Below are 18,077 nucleotides of genomic sequence, written 5' to 3' on the forward strand. Positions count from 1 at the left end.
TTAACTAAAGTATTTAAAAACAGTTTTCAGCAATTTTAACTTATTTTTATACGGCGCATATCGAAAATTGGGATCAAACCAAGTGCCGCGTTTCACTAGAGCTTTGTTATGTGTGAAGGTATCGAAACCAAACTTACCATGATATTGCCCAATACCGCTGGAGCCAACACCACCAAAGGGTAATTTCTGGTTTCCGAAATGGATTAATGTGTCATTAACAGCACCTCCACCAAAACAAAAGGTCCGTAATATTTTAGCCTTAAATGCTGTGTCTTTTGAAAACGTATAGAGTGCCAAAGGCTTGTCGTAATTCCAAATAACAGCTTTTAGGTCTTCAATAGTACCATAACTTAAAATGGGTAAAATAGGCCCAAAAATCTCTTCCTGCATTACTTTACTTTCTAAAGTAGGTTCATCAATTAGAGTAGGAGCGATGTATAAGTTTTCGGAATCTATAGCACCTCCAAATACCACGTTCACATCTTGTAACATCTTGTTAAGTCGCTCAAAATTGCTCGCATTAATAATTCTAGCAAAATCTGGTGAGGTCTTAGGGTCATTACCATAAAAACTTATGATTTCAGATTTTAATAGACCAATAAATTTTTCTTTGATATTGGATTTGATTAACACATAATCTGGAGCAATGCAGGTTTGTCCTGCGTTTAAAAACTTACCCCAAACTAGACGTTTGGCAACCAGTTTTAAGTCTATGGAATCATCAATAATACAAGGTGATTTCCCTCCCAATTCTAAGGTAACAGGAGTCAGGTGTTTTGCAGCTGCTGCGGCTACAATTTTACCGACTTTCACGCTACCAGTAAAAAATATATAATCCCAATGTTGGGCTAATAATTCGGTAGATACGTCCACACCTCCTTCTACAGAAATTGCTAGATCTTTAGGGAATACGTTCTCAATAATTTCAGTGAGTAATAGGCTTGTGTTTTGGGTAAGTTCACTGGGTTTTAAAACGACCGTATTACCTGCGGCTATAGCCATAATTAGTGGTGCCATAGCTAATACAAACGGATAATTCCACGGGGCAATAATTAAAACAATGCCGTAAGGGTCTTTATAAATATAATCACTAGATGGAAAGGTTAATATAGACGATCTTACGCGCTCTGGTTTGGACCATTTCTTGGTGTTTTTAATAGCTAAGTCAAGTTCAGAAATCACCAATGCAAATTCACTAAGGTGTGATTCAAATTCTGGCTTTTTGAAATCTTCATACAGAGCATCATAAATTGCTTGTTCTTTAGATTCAATTTCAGCTTTCAACTTTTTCAGAAAATTAATTCTATAACTGACATCTTTGGTTATTTGCGATCTAAAAAAGTGCTTATGAGCCGCATGAATTTTGGGTATCGTGTTCACGTAAATTTTATTTAAAGGTAATAAAATAATTAGGAGCAGGCATCCCAAATAGCATCTTTGGGAAGTGGCGCGGTGATGTGGAGTTCTTCTTTTTTAACTGGATGTATAAACGAGATATGTCTGGCATGTAGATGAATGCTTGCATCTGGATTACTTCTATTAAACCCGTATTTTAAATCGCCTTTTATTGGGCTTCCAATACTTGATAATTGCGTTCGTATTTGATGATGCCTACCTGTTTCCAAGTTGATTTCTAGCAACACATAATTATCTAACTTTTTGAGCATTTTATAATGAAGGATGGCTTTTTTACTATCTGCAACTTCTTTAATATATGTCGACGATTTATTATTCTTAGGATTCTTTTTTAGCCAATGAATGAGCGTGTCTGCTGATTTTTTTGGTTTGTTTTTTACGACTGCCCAGTATGTTTTTTTGGCTTCCTTCTCGGCAAATAATTTATTAAGCCTAGGTAAGGCTTTACTTGTTTTAGCAAAAATAACAATGCCCGTTGTTGGGCGATCCAATCTATGAACAACGCCTAAATAAACATTTCCTGGTTTATTATACTTTTCGGCAATATATTCCTTAACTACCTCACTTAAAGCTTTGTCTCCCGTTTTATCACCTTGAACAATATCACCTGCACGTTTGTTGACAATGATGATGTGATTGTCTTCATAAAGAATTTGAAGGTTATTTCTATTAGAATGAATTTTAGACACGAATTTCACAAATTGGCACGGATATTATTTACTGTTAACTGATACTGAATACTGCAAACTAGTATTGCTCTTTATCACTAGGAAAATCTACAGATTTTACATCCTTAACATATTGTGAAATAGCTTGGGTCATGTCTTCATATAAATTCATGTATCGACGTAAAAATCGGGGATGAAATTCATGGGTCATACCCAGCATATCATGCAAGACCAAAACCTGACCATCAACCCCGTTTCCGGCCCCAATACCGATTACTGGAATACTCACGCTCTCTGCTACTTGCTTAGCAAGTTTAGCAGGGATCTTTTCTAAGACAATGCCGAAACAGCCAATGCGTTCTAGCATCTTTGCATCTTCAATTAAATCAGATGCTTCTTGCTCTTCTTTAGCGCGCACCGTGTACGTGCCGAATTTATAAATGGATTGCGGGGTCAATCCCAAATGGCCCATAACCGGAATTCCAGCATTTAAAATACGCTTTATAGATTCTTTAATTTCTCTGCCACCTTCCATTTTAACCGAATGCGCACCGCTTTCCTTCATAATTCTGATGGCGGAACGGAGCGCTTCTTTTGGGTCACTTTGGTAGCTTCCAAAAGGCAAATCAACCACCACAAGTGCACGATCTATGGCTCTAATAACCGAGGATGCATGATAAATCATCTGATCTAAAGTAATTGGTAATGTAGTTTCATGGCCTGCCATCACATTACTAGCCGAATCACCAACTAGAATGACATCGATACCAGCTCCATCAACAATTTTTGCCATCGTATAATCATATGCGGTAAGCATGGATATTTTTTCACCATTGGCTTTCATATCAACCAATGTTTTAACGGTGATACGTTTGTATTCTCGTTTAGCTACAGACATGCTTTAGTTCGTTTTTAGTTGTCGTAAAAGTAGTAAAATAAGAAGATACTTTTAGACTTTTTATTTAAGGCGAGCTTTGATTGTTGGTTATCAGTTATTTTGATTAAAATTTCTAAAAAGAGTTTGAATAAGCCTGATTTTGATAGCTATCTGGATTGGGCCAGCGACTGAAATTCTTTTTGTTGGGCAAAGATCAAATAGAAGATAGAAAATAGAGAAGAGAAAAAGAGAATATTATTGAAGACAAAAGACGGAAGAAAAAACTATGGATTTTAAACGTTTGAGCAAGCCTGAAAACTGCGACTGAATTCTGAGACTAAAAACTGCGACAAGAAACAGAATCTAGCAATCCGTTAAATAAACACCCACAGCCAACCCGCCTTCACTTGTTTCTTTATATTTTGAATGCATGTCCTTAGCTGTTTCCCACATGGTAGCCACCACTTTATCTAAGGGAACTTTTACATTTTTAGGGTCGGTATCTAAAGCCAATTCAGCAGCATTTATGGCCTTGATGGCGCCCATGGCATTGCGTTCAATACAAGGAATTTGTACTAAGCCGCCGATAGGGTCGCAAGTTAATCCCAGGTGATGTTCCATAGCGATTTCCGCTGCAACGACTACCTGTTCTGGTGTGCCCCCTAATAGTTCACAAAGAGCACCAGCTGCCATGGCTGATGAGACACCAATTTCGGCTTGACAACCTCCCATAGCTGCACTAATGGTGGCTCCTTTTTTAAAGATGCTCCCAATTTCGCCAGATACCAGTAAGAATTTTTTAATATGCTCAAAATCGGCTTCGTGATTTTCGATTACTAAATAGTACATAAGCACTGCAGGAATGACACCTGCGCTGCCATTTGTTGGAGCTGTAACGACGCGTCCCAAAGAGGCATTGACTTCATTTACAGCAAGTGCAAAACAACTTACCCATTTTAAAATTTGTCTAAACTTGACTTCTGTAGATCGTATGGATGTTATCCATTCTTCAGGCGTGTCATATGGCAAACTTCCGGTGAGGGTTTTATGGGTGTCATAGGCGCGACGCCTTACATTTAAACCACCAGGTAAATTACCTTCTGTATGGCAACCAATGAACATGCATTCTAACATCGTCTTCCAAATACGTTGGAGTTCAAAATCTATAGATTCTATGGGTCTAATGGATTTTTCGTTTTCTAAAACGACTTCGGAAATGGGTTTGTTTAACTGATTGCAGAACTTTAAAAGATCATTCCCGTTTTCGATGGGATAGGGGAAGGTGCAATAGAAGATAATCTTGTTCGCTTTAGAAATTTTCCGTTCTTCTTTAACCACAAAACCACCACCTATGGAATAGAAGTTGGAGTTTGTTTTTCTCCCATTTATTGTGGCTGAGAAACGCATCCCGTTGGCATGAAATGGTAAAAATTCCCTGTTGAATATAATATCTGTTTTGGGGTTGAACGCTATTGATTTCTCATTATTTAATAGTAATGTATTGGTGTTTTTTATTGAAGCAATTGTGACATCAATTTGGTTGACAGGAATCGTTTCTGGATTGGCACCAGTTAAACCCAACATAATGGCGTAGTCTGTGGCATGCCCTTTACCTGTGAGCGATAAAGAGCCGTATAGGTCGATGGATACTTTTTCAACCTTATCAAATTTGCTGGAATCTTTTAGCTCTTGGATCCAACGTTCGGCGGCACGCCATGGTCCCAGTGTGTGCGAACTTGAGGGGCCGACGCCAATTTTTAACATATCGAAAACCGAAATACATTCCATGTACTAATTTTTAATGAAACAAATATAATATGTTTTAGGGCCATTTGATGTTTTTTGGTCTTTAAGAATGATTCTTGGTCTTAGTCGTGACTGAGACTGTAAACATGCTATTTAGGACTATCGCTGCAAACAGCTGCGCAAGGGATTGCAGCGGCATCCTTTTTTGAGATTATCGAAACCAAAATATTTTTTGGTTGAAGATATCGAAGCGAAGCTTTAAAAAAGATACAGCGAAACATGTATGTTCATGAATTCATTAATTTAAAATAGGATGCATGAATAAAAGCCCGACCCGCCGAAGAAGGGATGCGCCCAATAAAAAAATAACGTAAGACAAATGACAGGAAGCCAAAGTTTTATCGCATTTGACTAAGGCTGCCTACTGATGACTGCGACTGAAATATGACACTGTGTCAGCATTTTTGAGTTGGCATAATCATTGACTTTAGTAAAGAGAATTAAAAAAAGAATTTTCAACACTATAAAGTATAATATATTATGAGTAAAATAATTGGAATTGATTTAGGAACAACAAACTCTTGCGTTTCTGTGATGGAAGGTAATGAGCCAGTTGTAATACCTAATGCAGAGGGGAAAAGAACAACGCCTTCTGTTATCGCTTTTGTTGAAGGAGGCGAAATTAAAGTTGGTGATCCAGCAAAAAGACAAGCTGTAACAAACCCAACAAAAACGGTTTCTTCTATTAAGCGTTTTATGGGTAACAAATATTCTGAATCCAGAAAAGAAGCAGAACGCGTACCTTATAAGGTACTAAAAGGGGACAATGATACGCCGCGTGTAGATATTGATGGTCGCTTATATACACCTCAAGAATTATCTGCAATGATTCTTCAAAAAATGAAGAAAACTGCTGAAGATTATTTAGGTCACGATGTGACAGAAGCCGTAATTACTGTGCCAGCTTACTTTAATGACTCGCAACGTCATGCCACTAAGGAAGCAGGTGAAATTGCAGGCTTAAAAGTTCGTAGAATTATCAACGAGCCTACTGCAGCAGCATTGGCTTACGGTATGGATAAAAAAGGAAAAGACCAAAAAATAGTGGTTTTTGATTTTGGTGGAGGAACGCATGATGTATCTATCCTAGAATTAGGAGATGGTGTATTTGAAGTATTATCTACCGATGGTGATACACATTTAGGTGGTGATGATGTTGATGAGAAAATCATTAATTGGTTAGCAGATGAGTTTGAAAAAGAAGAAAGTATGGATTTGCGTAAAGACCCTATGTCTTTACAACGTTTAAAAGAAGCTGCTGAAAAAGCTAAGATTGAATTATCCTCTGCTGCACAAACTGAGATTAACTTACCTTATATTACAGCAACAGCTAGTGGCCCAAAACACTTAGTACGCACATTAACACGTTCTAAATTTGAGCAATTAATTGACGATTTAGTAAAACGTACTATCGAGCCTTGCCAAACTGCTTTAAAAGCAGCAGGTTTATCTAAAAGTGATATCGACGAAATTATTTTGGTGGGTGGATCTACACGTATCCCAGCAGTTCAAGAAGCTGTAGAGAAATTTTTCGGAAAAGCACCAAGTAAAGGCGTTAATCCAGATGAGGTAGTTTCTTTAGGCGCTGCGATTCAAGGTGGTGTTTTAACAGGTGATGTTAAAGATGTCTTACTTTTAGATGTTACACCGTTATCATTAGGGATTGAGACTATGGGTAATGTATTTACAAAACTTATAGAAGCCAATACAACCATTCCTACCAAGAAATCACAAGTATTCTCAACAGCGGCAGATAATCAGCCTTCTGTAGAAATCCATGTGTTACAAGGTGAAAGAGCAATGGCTGCCGACAATAAGACTATTGGACGTTTTCACTTAGATGGTATTCCACCCGCAAGACGTGGGACACCGCAAATTGAAGTGACGTTTGATATTGATGCCAATGGTATTATAAAAGTATCGGCTACAGATAAAGCGACAAATAAGACACAGGATATTCGTATTGAAGCATCTTCTGGATTAACAGAAGAAGAAATCCAAAAAATGAAAGCAGATGCAGAAGCAAATGCTGAGTCGGATAAAGCAGCAGCAGAAACTGCTCAAAAATTGAATGAAGCGGATTCTATGATTTTCCAAACGGAAAAGCAATTAGAAGAGTTTGGTGATAAATTATCTGATGATAAGAAACAACCTATCGTTGACGCTCTAGAAGAATTGAAGAAAGCTTATGAGTCTAAAGATTTAGAGGTGATTACACCAGCTTTAGACAAAATTAACGAAGCTTGGAAAGTGGCCAGCGAAGAAATGTACAAAGCTCAAGCAGACGCACAACAAGGAGGAGACGCCCCAGGACCGGATGCTAGTCAAAATGGACAAGAAGAAGGTAGCGATGTGGAAGATGTAGATTTCGAAGAAGTGAAGTAATATTCAGTCATTCTGAACTTGTTTTAGAATCACATTATAATTAAAACGCAATCATTAATTTGATTGCGTTTTTTGTGTTTGAATAAGCTACTTTTACATGAAACATTGAATATGCATTTTTCTCCAAAAATAAAATCAAACTACACGCCAAAACGTTTAGCGGTTAAGCTAAACTCAAAAGGGGAGCAGTTTGTAGTTCAAGGCCATCCTTGGGTGTTTTCAAATAATGTTTTCAAAATTAATGAGGATGCAAAATCGGGTGATTTAGCCATCATTTTTGGTAAAAACAAGAACCGAGTTATTGGTTTGGGTTTATATGATGCAAATTCACCTATTCGGATTAAAATGCTGCACAGTAGTATTGAGCAAGTGGAGATTAATGCAGATTTTTTTCAAAAAAAGATTGAAGAGGCTTTTTCAAAAAGACGCCCTTTATTAAAAACCAATACTACTAGCTATCGTTTATTATTCGGAGAAAATGATGGGTTTCCAGGTTTAATAGCTGATGTTTATGCATCGGTTTTAGTGGTTAAGATTTATTCTGAAATATGGTTACCTTATTTAGAAGTTATCATACCATGTTTACAACAAACATCAAAAGCTGAAACTGTTGTTATTAGGTTAAGTAGAACTTTAGAACAATCAAAATCGCACCAACTTAAAAACGGAGACGTTGTTTACGGCACGTTTGAAAATGAAGTTGTCCATTTTATTGAACATGGCGTTAACTTCTCTGCCAATGTAATAAAGGGGCATAAAACAGGTTATTTTCTAGACCATCGCGCCAATAGAAAGCAAGTAGGCGTGTGGAGTAAAGGAAAAACAGTTTTAGATGTGTTCTCTTATGCTGGTGGCTTTTCGGTTCACGCCTTATACAACGGCGCGAAGGAAGTTACAAGTTTGGATATCAGCAAACAAGCCTTGGAAATAGCTTTACAAAACGGTAAATTAAATACTTATATTGGTACACATAAAACCATTGCTGGTGATGCCTTTGAGACACTCAAAACACTCATAAAAAACAAAATCAATTATGATGTTGTAGTTATTGATCCACCTAGTTTTGCCAAACAAAGTTCTGAAATTGAATTGGCTAAAAAGAAGTATGCGCAACTAGCAAAATTGGGTGAAAAATTAACAGCTAAAAAGGGCTTACTCGTTTTAGCATCTTGTTCTTCTAGGATTGTATCTCAGGTTTTTTTTGATATTAATAGTCAAGCTTTGTCTTCTTCAAATAGAGATTACCAAATTGCTTTAAAAACAGGACATGATATAGATCATCCTGTGTCGTTCCCCGAAGGTGCCTACCTAAAATGCGGCTACTATCAATTTTTGGAATAAGATGAACCAACTACCTCAATCTAAAGATTCTCCGACCCTTGGGTCGGGGTTTCCTGTTTGCCTCTCCTTGGGAGAGGTCAGAACTGCCATTTTCAGCAGTTCTAAGTGAGGTAAAATATAAAATTTCGGTTTTTGGCCTAGAGGCCAAAATGAAACCGGCGAAATACCTCTATGGCTCTGCCTCGAGGATAGTTGGTTTCAAGAATTTTTTTATTTTTTTTAGCTATTCAATATATAATTATTAATTGTAGCTCTAGTTTTCCCTGATGCTAGTGATGCTAGTGATGGTATGTCATCAATATATTCAATATGTATTACAGCATCATTTCCTAAAAAGTGTTTAAACTCATTTATAAGGATGGATTCATCATTAAATTTATTTGTGACTTTTAATTTAATGGTATATTTTTTTTGCCCTTCTTGAATTAACTGACTTTGAACAACTCCTTTACTCAAGTGCGGTCTTACTATTATCATAGATGAAACAACCTCTCCTTTGGTATTGAAAATCATATCAGACTTTCTTCCTTCAATTCTTTTAAAAACAGGAGGTGATACTGAGTAGTCAATGGATCCAATATCACCAGTGTCATATCTTATTATGGGTATACCATATCCAAATAAATCTGTAACTACAATCCGACCCAATTCCCCATTTTCAGAAGAAGTATCTTCATCAATTTTTAAAATTTCAATATAGTAACTAGCCCAGTTAATAATAAAATCATTATCTGAAGATGGTGCTTGTTGTGCTAGAATGCCATTTTCACTATTGGAATATCTAAAAAAACAGTTGTATTAAAATAATATTTCATTTTTTCCTTGGTATAATTATTTAATCCTTCTGAAGTTGCAATTGCAGATTTAATATTTGTATTTGTAAAAGGGCTGTAATTATTTTGATCAAGAAAAACACACATTTTTTCTAGTGCAGAGGCATAACCCAGAATACTTTTAGCTTTTTTTGATCTGAGTTTACCAATTATTTTTGAAATATATTTTCGATCATTAAAAAGAAGAATGTCGACAGGTTCGATATTTTTAAGCCACTTTGAAATCGTAGAAATTGAAATCAACCAAAGTCTCATATAGAATAATTTTTGACCAACTTGATAACCAGTTAATTTATAGAAATAGATGTTATCTGCTTTATTTCTATCAATTTTATTTTTATTATGATATAGACTGATTGTAGCACCAGTTGAACCGCTTGATGAAACATATTTTTTTTGTTTTTTTATGTAAGATTTAGATTGAAACTTGACTTTATTTTCCCGTATGACATTTTTATCAATAATCGGAAAACCCTTAATAGCTGAACTCTTGTAATCATTATAAAAAGCGGTTGTTAAGGTGGCATGTTTCAATAATTTTTCTAAATATGATTTTCGCAAAGCCTTAGAACGATCAGTTGTGAAATTGTTTTGGATTAATTCTATTTCATTTAGGTGTTTTTTAATATTACTCCCTTTTAGAGCATCTATTAACCAAAAAAAATAATATCTTAGGTTTAATGACATTTAATAATTATTTATAAGAATTAATTGGTTTGCAATAGTTATTTATATTGATTCCAAATAAACGCTCATTTTATATTACACACTATAAAAATAGATTAAATGTTAATAATTCCGCCCAATAGTAATTTACAGCATCTTATTCAAACAATATTTTTAAAGAAGCCACTAGTTTAGATATTAGCAAACTAGCTTTAGAGATAGTTATTGATAACAAATATCTGAATGTATTACAGATTTATCAGCTAATAAGGATGTTTTTGTTATGCATGCATAATATTTGTTATATTTGATGAAATCAATTTATCAATGGAAACCAAACTCACCCAGCTTCTTAATATAACGTATCCCATTATCCAAGCGCCTATGTTTTTAGTGTCTAACGTGGCTATGGTGACAGAAGCTATGAAAAGTGGTATAGCAGGTTGTATTCCTGCACTTAACTATCGCACATTGGATGAATTAAGAGCCGCTTTAAAAGCCTTAAAAGCGGCTAAGCCAGCTGGCGGGTCTTTCGGTTTTAATTTAATTGTGAATAAATCTAATGTAAAATATAAGGGTCAGTTGGAAGTGATTTGCGAAGAAGGCTGCGATTTTATAATCACCTCTTTAGGAAGCCCAGAAGAAACCATAAGGCAAGCACATCAAGTAGGCATAAAAGTTTTTTGTGATGTAGTAGATTTAAAATTTGCAAAAAAAGTTGAAAATTTAGGAGCCGATGCCGTTATTGCAGTAAATAATCAAGCAGGAGGGCATCGTGGCGATAAAAGTCCAGAGGCATTGATTAGAGAATTGGTGTCACATTGCAACATTCCAATAATTTCGGCAGGTGGTGTAGGGTGTAAAGCAGATATAAATAATATGTTGGCTTATGGTGCGGAAGGTGTTTCGGTTGGAAGCCCCTTTATAGCATCGATTGAAGCGGGCGTTACGGATGACTATAAGCAGGCCTGTGTAAACTATGGTGAAGATGATATTGTTATGACTGAGCGTATTTCTGGAACCCCTTGTACCGTTATCAACACACCCTATGTTCAAAAAATAGGAACAAAGCAGACCTGGTTAGAATCCGTTTTAAATAAAAACAAGACGCTGAAAAAATGGGTAAAAATGATTCGTTTTTCAATTGGTATGAATGCCACTAAAAATGCTGCCACAAAAGCAACGTATAAAACGGTGTGGGTGGCTGGACCAAGCATAGAACATACGCATGCTATTTTACCGGTTAAGGACATTGTTTCCAATCTGGTGAATTAGCTTTATGAAATCAGTCTTTAAGGTTTTTCATCAACTTTTGTATGTATAGCATTATTCGAATAGACCTATAAAGAGATGAATATAACTAACGCCAATCAACTTCGAGATTTATATGGTTTTCCATCTGGAAGAGCAAAAGATAAATCACAAACCAAACTAGACAAGCACAGTATTAATTTCATTAATCATGCGCCCTTTTTAGTGATGTCAACATGCAACAAATCCAATAAAATGGATACCTCACCCAGAGGTGGTGCCGTAGGTTTTGTTAAGGTATTGAATGCTACACAAATTATTATCCCTGATGCAAAAGGCAATAATCGTTTAGATAGTCTCTGTAATATTCTTGATAACAATTCGGTTGGTTTATTGTTTTTCATTCCAGGGGTTGATGAAACATTAAGGTTGAATGGAAAGGCACAGATATCAATAAACGACGACTATTTAAAGCATTTTAAAAACGATAGCAAGCCACCAAAAAGTGTGATAATTATATCTGTAGAAGAGGTGTTTTTACACTGTGCCAAGGCATTTATGAGATCCAGTTTATGGGATGGAGCTTCTAAAATAGATCGCTCAGAATTTCCAACGATGGGGCAAATATTTAAAGATCAATTGGAATCAAAAGAACCCGCCGAAACTCGTGAAGCTATGATTAAGCGCTATAAAAAAGATTTGTAATAGCGTTATTTTTATTTCTTTGAGTCCCTTTTTTGACCTTTAAATGTCTATATTTATATCTAAACTTACACAACCAATTTTAGACTATTTTAATTTGTTTTCTTCGGAATATAATAAATATTACTAATAAGCTGATAGACTTAGACTTAAACAGAATATAGACATTTAATGAAAAAGATTTTTATAATAATTGGGATCCTCTTGATTCTTTTTTTCGGATTACTTTACTGGTCAATGTCTAGTACTTCCAAAACATTTGAAACCAGCAAACTTGTCAATTTTGAAAACATCAATGCTATTGATTTCAAAAAGCATGATTCCGTTTTAATTTCCGCAAGCACATTATATCTGGCAGATGATATTAAAATCATGATGCAAGGTGAACAATATAGAGCAGCTTGGTCGGCACCAGTTAAAGTCCCCATTCTTTTTTTAGATACGCTTTTTGGAGGTGTTAAAATACTTAAGGAAGGTGGTGGGAAGCAGACCCATTCTTTAAAAATTGAAGCCCCAAATGGTATAATTTATACTTTAAGAAGTATTAATAAAGACCCTAAACCCTTAATACCTGATTTCGCTAAAACTTTAGGTTTAGAAAATATTGTGGTAGATGGGGTTTCGGCCCAACATCCGTATGGTGCTATTTTAGCTGCCGAATTGCAAGAAGTTGCTCAAATTTTGCACACGCACCCTCAGGCTGTTTTTCTTCCGAAGCAAAAAAAATTAGGACAATATAATGATAAGTACGGCAATAGATTGTTCTTACTGGAGTATGAACCTGAGGGCGATATCAATTGGACAACTCTTAAGAATATATATAAACTTCTAGACACCGAAGATTTACAAGAGCTTAAGAAAAAACACCCACAAAAAGTTCATATAAATGAGCGAGCCTTAGTTCGTGCTCGATTATTTGATTTGGTGATTGGTGATTGGGACAGACATACAAAGCAGTGGGGATGGGCGGTACAAAAAAAGGATTCAAATTATGTGGCTTTTCCAATAGCTGCAGATAGGGATAACGCCTTTTTTCATACAGATGGCATTATTCCATCAATCATCTCTAATGAAAATGTGGTGCCAGAGTTACGGTCTTTTACTAAGGATATTGATTTTATGGAAGGTCTTGTGTATCCCTTTGATCGTTATTTTTTAATCCATACTCCAGAGTCTGTATTTGTGGAAGAAGCCAAGTCGCTTCAGCACGTTTTATTTGATGAAGTTATAGATGAAACGCTATATGTTTGGCCAGAAAATATAATCGATTTAGATGGAAAAACAATTACTGATAAAATTAAATCCCGAAGAGATGATTTGGTTGAATATGCACAAACATTTAAAAAAATAATTGATAAAAAAGGTGTTCTTGAAGAGGCATTGAAAGGCTCTAAAGGTTTGGAATTAAATGATGGTTTATCTAAGTGTTTTGAATGCGACTAAGGATGAATCAATAAAAATTTAAAAATATAGTCTTCTTTATCTGCAGCCACTCTTCCTTTAAAATGCCATAACAGCAGGTACTTCTTTTAAATCCATCTAGCATCAGTTTGTCTTTCCTTAAAATCCCTTCAAGCGTCGCACCAATGTTTTCCACAGCTTTGCGCGACCGGACGTTACGTTCATCAATTCTAAATTCTACCTTATCGTATTGCAGATCTTCAAAAGCATATTGGAGCATTAAAAACTTTATATTTTTATTAAGCCCTGTACCTTGAAATTGTTTCCCTATCCAGGTCCAGCCAATATGCAAAACTTTATTAACAACATCAATTAATCCAAATCGGGTACTACCCGCATAAGCCTGTTGTGCTTTATCAAATATTATAAAAGGCATGGTGTTATTGTGGTAATAGCCGTCAATAGCAGTTTGTACGTAGTTTTTCAAATCCTCTGTGGTGTCTATCTTACTAGGCGAATATTGAACCAAATTGGGCTGTTGCGCTATTTCAGAAAGCAGCTTATAATTCGATAAATCAAGCAGAGTAAGCTTAACGCGTTCATTTTCTAATATTGGCACATTCATGGTTATTTAACTATGCTGTTGATGATATGTTTTTTTACTTCGTGCTTGCCTTCGAAAGACAGCATTTCTAAGCGGTCTCCAAATAATTCTAAAGCGTGTTTCTTTTCAATTTCAATTCGCTCTTTATTTAGATAGTCATCATTATTTCCATAAGCGAATATAGCTTCCCCTTCAAAAAAATGAAAGTTCTCTGCAGTTAATTCTTTAGGAAGTCCGCCAGAAAGAAATACTAATTTCCAACATGACCTTTTTCGTCTCGCAACATAGCGCGCGGCAATACTCACGCCCTGGGAATACCCTAGCATAATGGTTTTAACGTGATTTGGTAATTGTTCCGTTTTAAGAATTTCGTCTATATAATTTATGATGTTTTTAGTATCGGCTAAGGTATTTTCTTTAGTAAGCCAACACGCACCCACATGTTTAAAATTGCGGCCCATGTAATATTTACTGGCAGCTTGTGGTGCAATAATATAGTTTTCATCTGCATCCAAATCTGTAAAATATTTTAAAAAATACCGACTTAAATAGCCCAAGCCATGGCATACCACCCAAACATATTTTGTAGTATGGGTTAAGGTATTTAACGTTGAATAGGAGTTGGTGATTTGATAGGATATTTCTTTTTCAGTAGAATTCATTTAAGGATTGGTTTTGTATTTTTACAAGCGAGTTTAAAAATAAGTTATTTCTATGCAATTATCTAAAAAAGACGTTTTAGCGGAAGCCAATAAAGTGAGTAAAAACACACTAATGGAAACCTTACAAATTGAAATTATTGACTATGGCGAAGACTTTTTAGTCGCTAGAATGCCAGTAAACTCAAGAGTCTACCAGCCAGACGGGGTGCTTCATGGAGGCGCAACGGCAGCACTAGCAGAAAGTGTTGGGAGTTTTGCTTCGGTAATTTTTTTAAATTCTGAAAAGCTATTTATAAGAGGAATTGAAATTACTTCTAATCATTTAAAAAGTGTTAAAGATGGCTACGTTTATGCGCGAGCTACATTCATTCATAAAGGCAGAACAACGCAATTATTGGATATTAGAGTGACAGATGATAATGATAACCTGATTTCTGTGTCTCGATTAACCACTATTTCGCTTCCAAAAAAAGGATAAGGTTTATGACTTTAGAAAATTTTTATGATCGTATTTCGAGTCAATTAAAATCCCAATTACCATTCGTAGTTTATCGAAAGCCAAATGAGGAAACAACGCAGGCGATATTTCAACATACCAACGATTTATATCAAACATCCACCTTTACTGAAAGTGGTTTTGTGTTTGCTCCCTTTGATAATGAAAGGGATGCTGTTTTAATGCCCTTTGCCCATTCTGAAAAACTTTCAATAGAAGAAAAACAGAGTGAACTTTTAGTAAGTCATACGAATACGAAAAGTAGTTCATCTATAGAAGATGAATTACAGCATATAGAACTTATTAAAAGAGGTATCAATGCCATTGAAAATACGGACTTAAAAAAGGTTGTGCTCTCAAGAAAAGAAACCATGGCCTTATCTGACGATAATCCTATTTCTATTTTTAGAAAACTTTTGAGCCATTATAAATCGGCATTTGTGTATTGTTGGTATCATCCTAAAGTAGGGCTGTGGTTAGGTGCAACACCTGAGACCTTATTAAAATTGGAAGGGAATAATTTTTCAATCATGTCTTTAGCTGGAACGCAAAATTATGACAATACTCTGAAAGTTACCTGGAAACAAAAGGAACTCCAAGAACAACAGTATGTCACCGATTTTATTTTGGATACTATAAAACCTGTTGTTAAGGATATAAAAGTATCAGAGACGGAGACTGTTAAAACGGGTAATTTATTGCATTTGAAGACGAAAATCTCTGGTCATGTGAATCCTCAAACCTTGGATTTTAAAAAATTGCTTGAAGCCTTGCATCCCACACCAGCTGTTTGTGGATTACCCAAGGCGACAGCCAAAGCATTTATATTAAAGCATGAGGGTTATGATCGTGAATACTATACAGGGTTCTTAGGCGAACTTCACCTAGAAAAAGAAACCATGCCACGATCTGCAAATAGGAATATCGAAAATAGAGCTTATGCTATAAAGCGAAAATGTTCGGCACTTTATGTGAATCTGCGCTGCATGCAAATTATAGATCATCAAGCTACTATTTATGTTGGTGGTGGTATTACAAAAGATTCTATTACGGAGAGTGAATGGGAGGAAACGGTATCAAAATCCTTAGTCATGAAAAAGGTGCTTTAATGCCTTAATTTAGTCTGCTATTCCTTATTTTTGTGTATAGAAATTTTCTACATGATTTACCCAGAAATTCAGCTTGCACAAACGGTTATACAACTTTGCAAAGCTAAATCTATTAAGCATATTATTATTTCACCAGGTAGCAGAAATGCACCTTTAACTATTGGATTTACAAATGACGATTTTTTCACCTGTTATAGTATTGTAGATGAACGATGTGCCGCTTTTTTCGCTTTGGGAATCGCTCAGCAATTACAAACGCCCACTGCTTTAGTATGTACGTCTGGAAGTGCCCTGTTAAATTATTATCCAGCCATTGCCGAGGCTTATTATAGTGATATTCCATTGGTTGTATTATCTACGGATAGACCGAAGCACTTAATAAACATAGGTGACGGGCAAACGATTAATCAAAAAGATGTCTTTAAGAACCATATTTTATATTCAGCGAATTTAAAATTAGATTTATATGAAAACGGATCAGTCGAGTCTGAGGAAGAATTACCTATTTTCAAAAATTTAGAAAATAAATTTGAAACCTTATTGGGCATAAAAGAATCTATTCAAGAGTTTAACGAATCTGAAATTAATAAGGCTATTAATCAATCTATTTTAGAAAAAGGCCCCGTGCATATCAACAGTCCTTTTGATGAACCGCTCTATAAAACGACCACAGAGTTAGTGGTACATGTTAAATCCATCGCGCCTGTTAGTAAGCCGATGTTTTTAGAAGATGATACGATTAAAAAATGCCTGGATATATGGAATAGCACTTCAAAAAAAATGGTTTTGGTGGGTGTAAATTATCCAAATGCCATTGAACAAAAATGGTTAGATGCATTAGCATTGGATGATAGCCTTATCCTTTTTACCGAAACAACATCAAATTTACATAACGCTGAATTTTTTCCAAGTATAGATCAATTAATTGCGCCGTTAGATGAGGATGGTTTTAAAAAACTACAGCCAGAGCTGTTAGTTACTATGGGTGGATTAATAGTTTCAAAAAAAATTAAAGCGTTTTTAAGAACACACAAACCTAAGCACCATTGGCACATAGACTTAAAGAAGGCTAACGATACGTTTTTTAGTTTGGATGAATTTATTCAAACAACGCCTAATTTTTTCTTTTCACGTTTTTTGCCAAAAACCCAAAACGTCAAAAGTCAATACAAACCCTATTGGGAAGGGATAAAGGCATCAAGACAAATAAAGCACGAGCAATATCTTGAAAGTATTCAATTTAGTGATTTTATAGCATATGACATCATCTTAAAATCCCTTCCGAATCACATCAATTTGCAACTAAGTAATAGCTCAACCATACGTTATACACAGTTATTCAATTTAAATAAAACGCTTAATATCTATTGTAATAGAGGAACTAGTGGTATTGATGGGAGCACATCTACTGCCGTTGGTTGTTCAGTTTCATCTAAAAATCAAACAGTATTTATTACAGGCGATTTAAGCTTTTTTTACGACAGCAATGCGCTGTGGAATAATTATATGCCTAAGGATTTTAGAATTATTTTAATCAATAATCAGGGTGGTGGCATCTTTAGAATTCTTCCGGGTGATAAAAACACAGAAAATTTTGATACGTATTTTGAAACGAAGCACCATTTAACTGCTGAGCATTTGTGCAATATGTATAATTTCCACTATGAAAAGATCTCTAATGAAGCGGATTTACATTCATCTTTAGATGCTTTCTATATGAATAGTGAGCAACCAAAATTGTTAGAAATTTTTACTCCAAGATCCTACAATGACGATGTGTTGCTCAAGTATTTTGAGTATTTGAAGTAATTACTAAAAAAGCCTTATCACGGTACTTTTAATATTAGTATAAAAAAGGTA

16 protein-coding genes are annotated in these 18,077 nt (G+C 35.3%); 8 read left to right on the forward strand and 8 right to left on the reverse strand.

Translation table 11 applies throughout. The annotated features are described in order from the left end of the window. The 4 genes from FAF07_RS14590 to FAF07_RS14605 all read right to left on the reverse strand — a co-directional run bounded on the left by FAF07_RS14590 (position 1) and on the right by FAF07_RS14605 (position 4,749). Complete coding sequence (locus FAF07_RS14590; RefSeq protein WP_142785799.1) at positions 1-1,380, reverse strand: aldehyde dehydrogenase; 1,380 nt, start codon at positions 1,378-1,380, stop codon at positions 1-3. Between the two features lie 29 nt (positions 1,381-1,409). Beyond that, the gene (locus FAF07_RS14595; protein WP_142785800.1) at positions 1,410-2,105 is read right to left on the reverse strand and encodes an RluA family pseudouridine synthase; all 696 of its coding nucleotides are present in this window, start codon (positions 2,103-2,105) and stop codon (positions 1,410-1,412) included. A 58-nt stretch (positions 2,106-2,163) separates the two neighbouring features. After that, complete coding sequence (gene panB / locus FAF07_RS14600) at positions 2,164-2,982, reverse strand: 3-methyl-2-oxobutanoate hydroxymethyltransferase (RefSeq protein ID WP_142785801.1); 819 nt, start codon at positions 2,980-2,982, stop codon at positions 2,164-2,166. A 342-nt stretch (positions 2,983-3,324) separates the two neighbouring features. Further along, the gene (locus FAF07_RS14605; RefSeq protein WP_142785802.1) at positions 3,325-4,749 is read right to left on the reverse strand and encodes an L-serine ammonia-lyase; all 1,425 of its coding nucleotides are present in this window, start codon (positions 4,747-4,749) and stop codon (positions 3,325-3,327) included. A gap of 498 nt (positions 4,750-5,247) precedes the next feature. Between FAF07_RS14605 and dnaK the strand changes: the two genes are divergently transcribed. Both dnaK and FAF07_RS14615 read left to right on the forward strand, forming a co-directional pair. Then, positions 5,248-7,152, forward strand: coding sequence for a molecular chaperone DnaK (dnaK, locus tag FAF07_RS14610; RefSeq protein ID WP_142785803.1), 1,905 nt, complete (start codon positions 5,248-5,250; stop codon positions 7,150-7,152). Positions 7,153-7,263: 111 nt separating this feature from the next. Further along, positions 7,264-8,493: a class I SAM-dependent rRNA methyltransferase gene (locus FAF07_RS14615; protein ID WP_142785804.1), complete on the forward strand. Its 1,230-nt coding sequence runs from the start codon at positions 7,264-7,266 to the stop codon at positions 8,491-8,493. 219 nt (positions 8,494-8,712) lie between these two features. Here FAF07_RS14615 and FAF07_RS14620 read toward each other — a convergent pair whose 3' ends face one another. Together FAF07_RS14620 and FAF07_RS14625 are read right to left on the reverse strand one after the other, a co-directional pair. Then, positions 8,713-9,141 carry an acyl-CoA synthetase family protein gene (locus tag FAF07_RS14620; RefSeq protein ID WP_142785805.1) on the reverse strand — a complete coding sequence of 143 codons (429 nt, stop codon included), beginning with the start codon at positions 9,139-9,141 and terminating at the stop codon, positions 8,713-8,715. A gap of 104 nt (positions 9,142-9,245) precedes the next feature. Further along, positions 9,246-10,013, reverse strand: coding sequence for a hypothetical protein (locus tag FAF07_RS14625; protein WP_142785806.1), 768 nt, complete (start codon positions 10,011-10,013; stop codon positions 9,246-9,248). A gap of 306 nt (positions 10,014-10,319) precedes the next feature. On the opposite strand from FAF07_RS14625, the gene FAF07_RS14630 reads away from it, so the two are divergent. From FAF07_RS14630 to FAF07_RS14640, 3 genes are all read left to right on the forward strand, one after another. Further along, positions 10,320-11,267 carry an NAD(P)H-dependent flavin oxidoreductase gene (locus FAF07_RS14630; RefSeq protein ID WP_142785807.1) on the forward strand — a complete coding sequence of 316 codons (948 nt, stop codon included), beginning with the start codon at positions 10,320-10,322 and terminating at the stop codon, positions 11,265-11,267. A gap of 75 nt (positions 11,268-11,342) precedes the next feature. After that, complete coding sequence (locus tag FAF07_RS14635; protein WP_142785808.1) at positions 11,343-11,948, forward strand: MSMEG_1061 family FMN-dependent PPOX-type flavoprotein; 606 nt, start codon at positions 11,343-11,345, stop codon at positions 11,946-11,948. Positions 11,949-12,182: 234 nt separating this feature from the next. Beyond that, positions 12,183-13,388 (forward strand): hypothetical protein, encoded by a 1,206-nt coding sequence (locus tag FAF07_RS14640; protein ID WP_246067718.1) that lies wholly within the window; start codon positions 12,183-12,185, stop codon positions 13,386-13,388. A 7-nt stretch (positions 13,389-13,395) separates the two neighbouring features. On the opposite strand, the gene FAF07_RS14645 is transcribed toward FAF07_RS14640, so the two are convergent. Beyond that, positions 13,396-13,971: a GNAT family N-acetyltransferase gene (locus FAF07_RS14645; protein ID WP_142785810.1), complete on the reverse strand. Its 576-nt coding sequence runs from the start codon at positions 13,969-13,971 to the stop codon at positions 13,396-13,398. 2 nt (positions 13,972-13,973) lie between these two features. Next, positions 13,974-14,612, reverse strand: coding sequence for an alpha/beta hydrolase (locus FAF07_RS14650; protein WP_142785811.1), 639 nt, complete (start codon positions 14,610-14,612; stop codon positions 13,974-13,976). A gap of 52 nt (positions 14,613-14,664) precedes the next feature. Here FAF07_RS14650 and FAF07_RS14655 point away from each other — a divergent pair, with 52 nt between their 5' ends. Genes FAF07_RS14655 through menD form a run of 3 tightly spaced genes read left to right on the forward strand, consistent with a single transcriptional unit; the run spans position 14,665 to position 18,026 of the window. Beyond that, a complete protein-coding gene (locus tag FAF07_RS14655) occupies positions 14,665-15,090 on the forward strand; it encodes a PaaI family thioesterase (protein WP_142785812.1) in 426 nt (141 codons plus the stop codon). A gap of 5 nt (positions 15,091-15,095) precedes the next feature. Beyond that, positions 15,096-16,217 (forward strand): chorismate-binding protein, encoded by a 1,122-nt coding sequence (locus FAF07_RS14660; protein ID WP_142785813.1) that lies wholly within the window; start codon positions 15,096-15,098, stop codon positions 16,215-16,217. A gap of 51 nt (positions 16,218-16,268) precedes the next feature. Beyond that, positions 16,269-18,026, forward strand: coding sequence for a 2-succinyl-5-enolpyruvyl-6-hydroxy-3-cyclohexene-1-carboxylate synthase (gene menD, locus FAF07_RS14665; RefSeq protein ID WP_142785814.1), 1,758 nt, complete (start codon positions 16,269-16,271; stop codon positions 18,024-18,026). Positions 18,027-18,077: the final 51 nt, after the last annotated feature.

The sequence above is a fragment of the Changchengzhania lutea genome (assembly GCF_006974145.1).
Taxonomy (GTDB): domain Bacteria; phylum Bacteroidota; class Bacteroidia; order Flavobacteriales; family Flavobacteriaceae; genus Changchengzhania; species Changchengzhania lutea.

Excerpts from the sequence above, each read along its gene's own strand:
- dnaK (WP_142785803.1), top strand. The coding sequence starts at position 5,248 with ATGAGTAAAATAATTGGAATTGATTTAGGAACAACAAACTCTTGCGTT.
- FAF07_RS14655 (WP_142785812.1), top strand. The coding sequence starts at position 14,665 with ATGCAATTATCTAAAAAAGACGTTTTAGCGGAAGCCAATAAAGTGAGT.
- FAF07_RS14640 (WP_246067718.1), top strand. The coding sequence starts at position 12,183 with ATGTCTAGTACTTCCAAAACATTTGAAACCAGCAAACTTGTCAATTTT.
- menD (WP_142785814.1), top strand. The coding sequence starts at position 16,269 with ATGATTTACCCAGAAATTCAGCTTGCACAAACGGTTATACAACTTTGC.
- FAF07_RS14660 (WP_142785813.1), top strand. The coding sequence starts at position 15,096 with ATGACTTTAGAAAATTTTTATGATCGTATTTCGAGTCAATTAAAATCC.
- FAF07_RS14605 (WP_142785802.1), bottom strand. The coding sequence starts at position 4,749 with ATGGAATGTATTTCGGTTTTCGATATGTTAAAAATTGGCGTCGGCCCC.
- FAF07_RS14625 (WP_142785806.1), bottom strand. The coding sequence starts at position 10,013 with ATGTCATTAAACCTAAGATATTATTTTTTTTGGTTAATAGATGCTCTA.
- panB (WP_142785801.1), bottom strand. The coding sequence starts at position 2,982 with ATGTCTGTAGCTAAACGAGAATACAAACGTATCACCGTTAAAACATTG.
- FAF07_RS14615 (WP_142785804.1), top strand. The coding sequence starts at position 7,264 with ATGCATTTTTCTCCAAAAATAAAATCAAACTACACGCCAAAACGTTTA.
- FAF07_RS14645 (WP_142785810.1), bottom strand. The coding sequence starts at position 13,971 with ATGAATGTGCCAATATTAGAAAATGAACGCGTTAAGCTTACTCTGCTT.
- FAF07_RS14630 (WP_142785807.1), top strand. The coding sequence starts at position 10,320 with ATGGAAACCAAACTCACCCAGCTTCTTAATATAACGTATCCCATTATC.
- FAF07_RS14650 (WP_142785811.1), bottom strand. The coding sequence starts at position 14,612 with ATGAATTCTACTGAAAAAGAAATATCCTATCAAATCACCAACTCCTAT.
- FAF07_RS14635 (WP_142785808.1), top strand. The coding sequence starts at position 11,343 with ATGAATATAACTAACGCCAATCAACTTCGAGATTTATATGGTTTTCCA.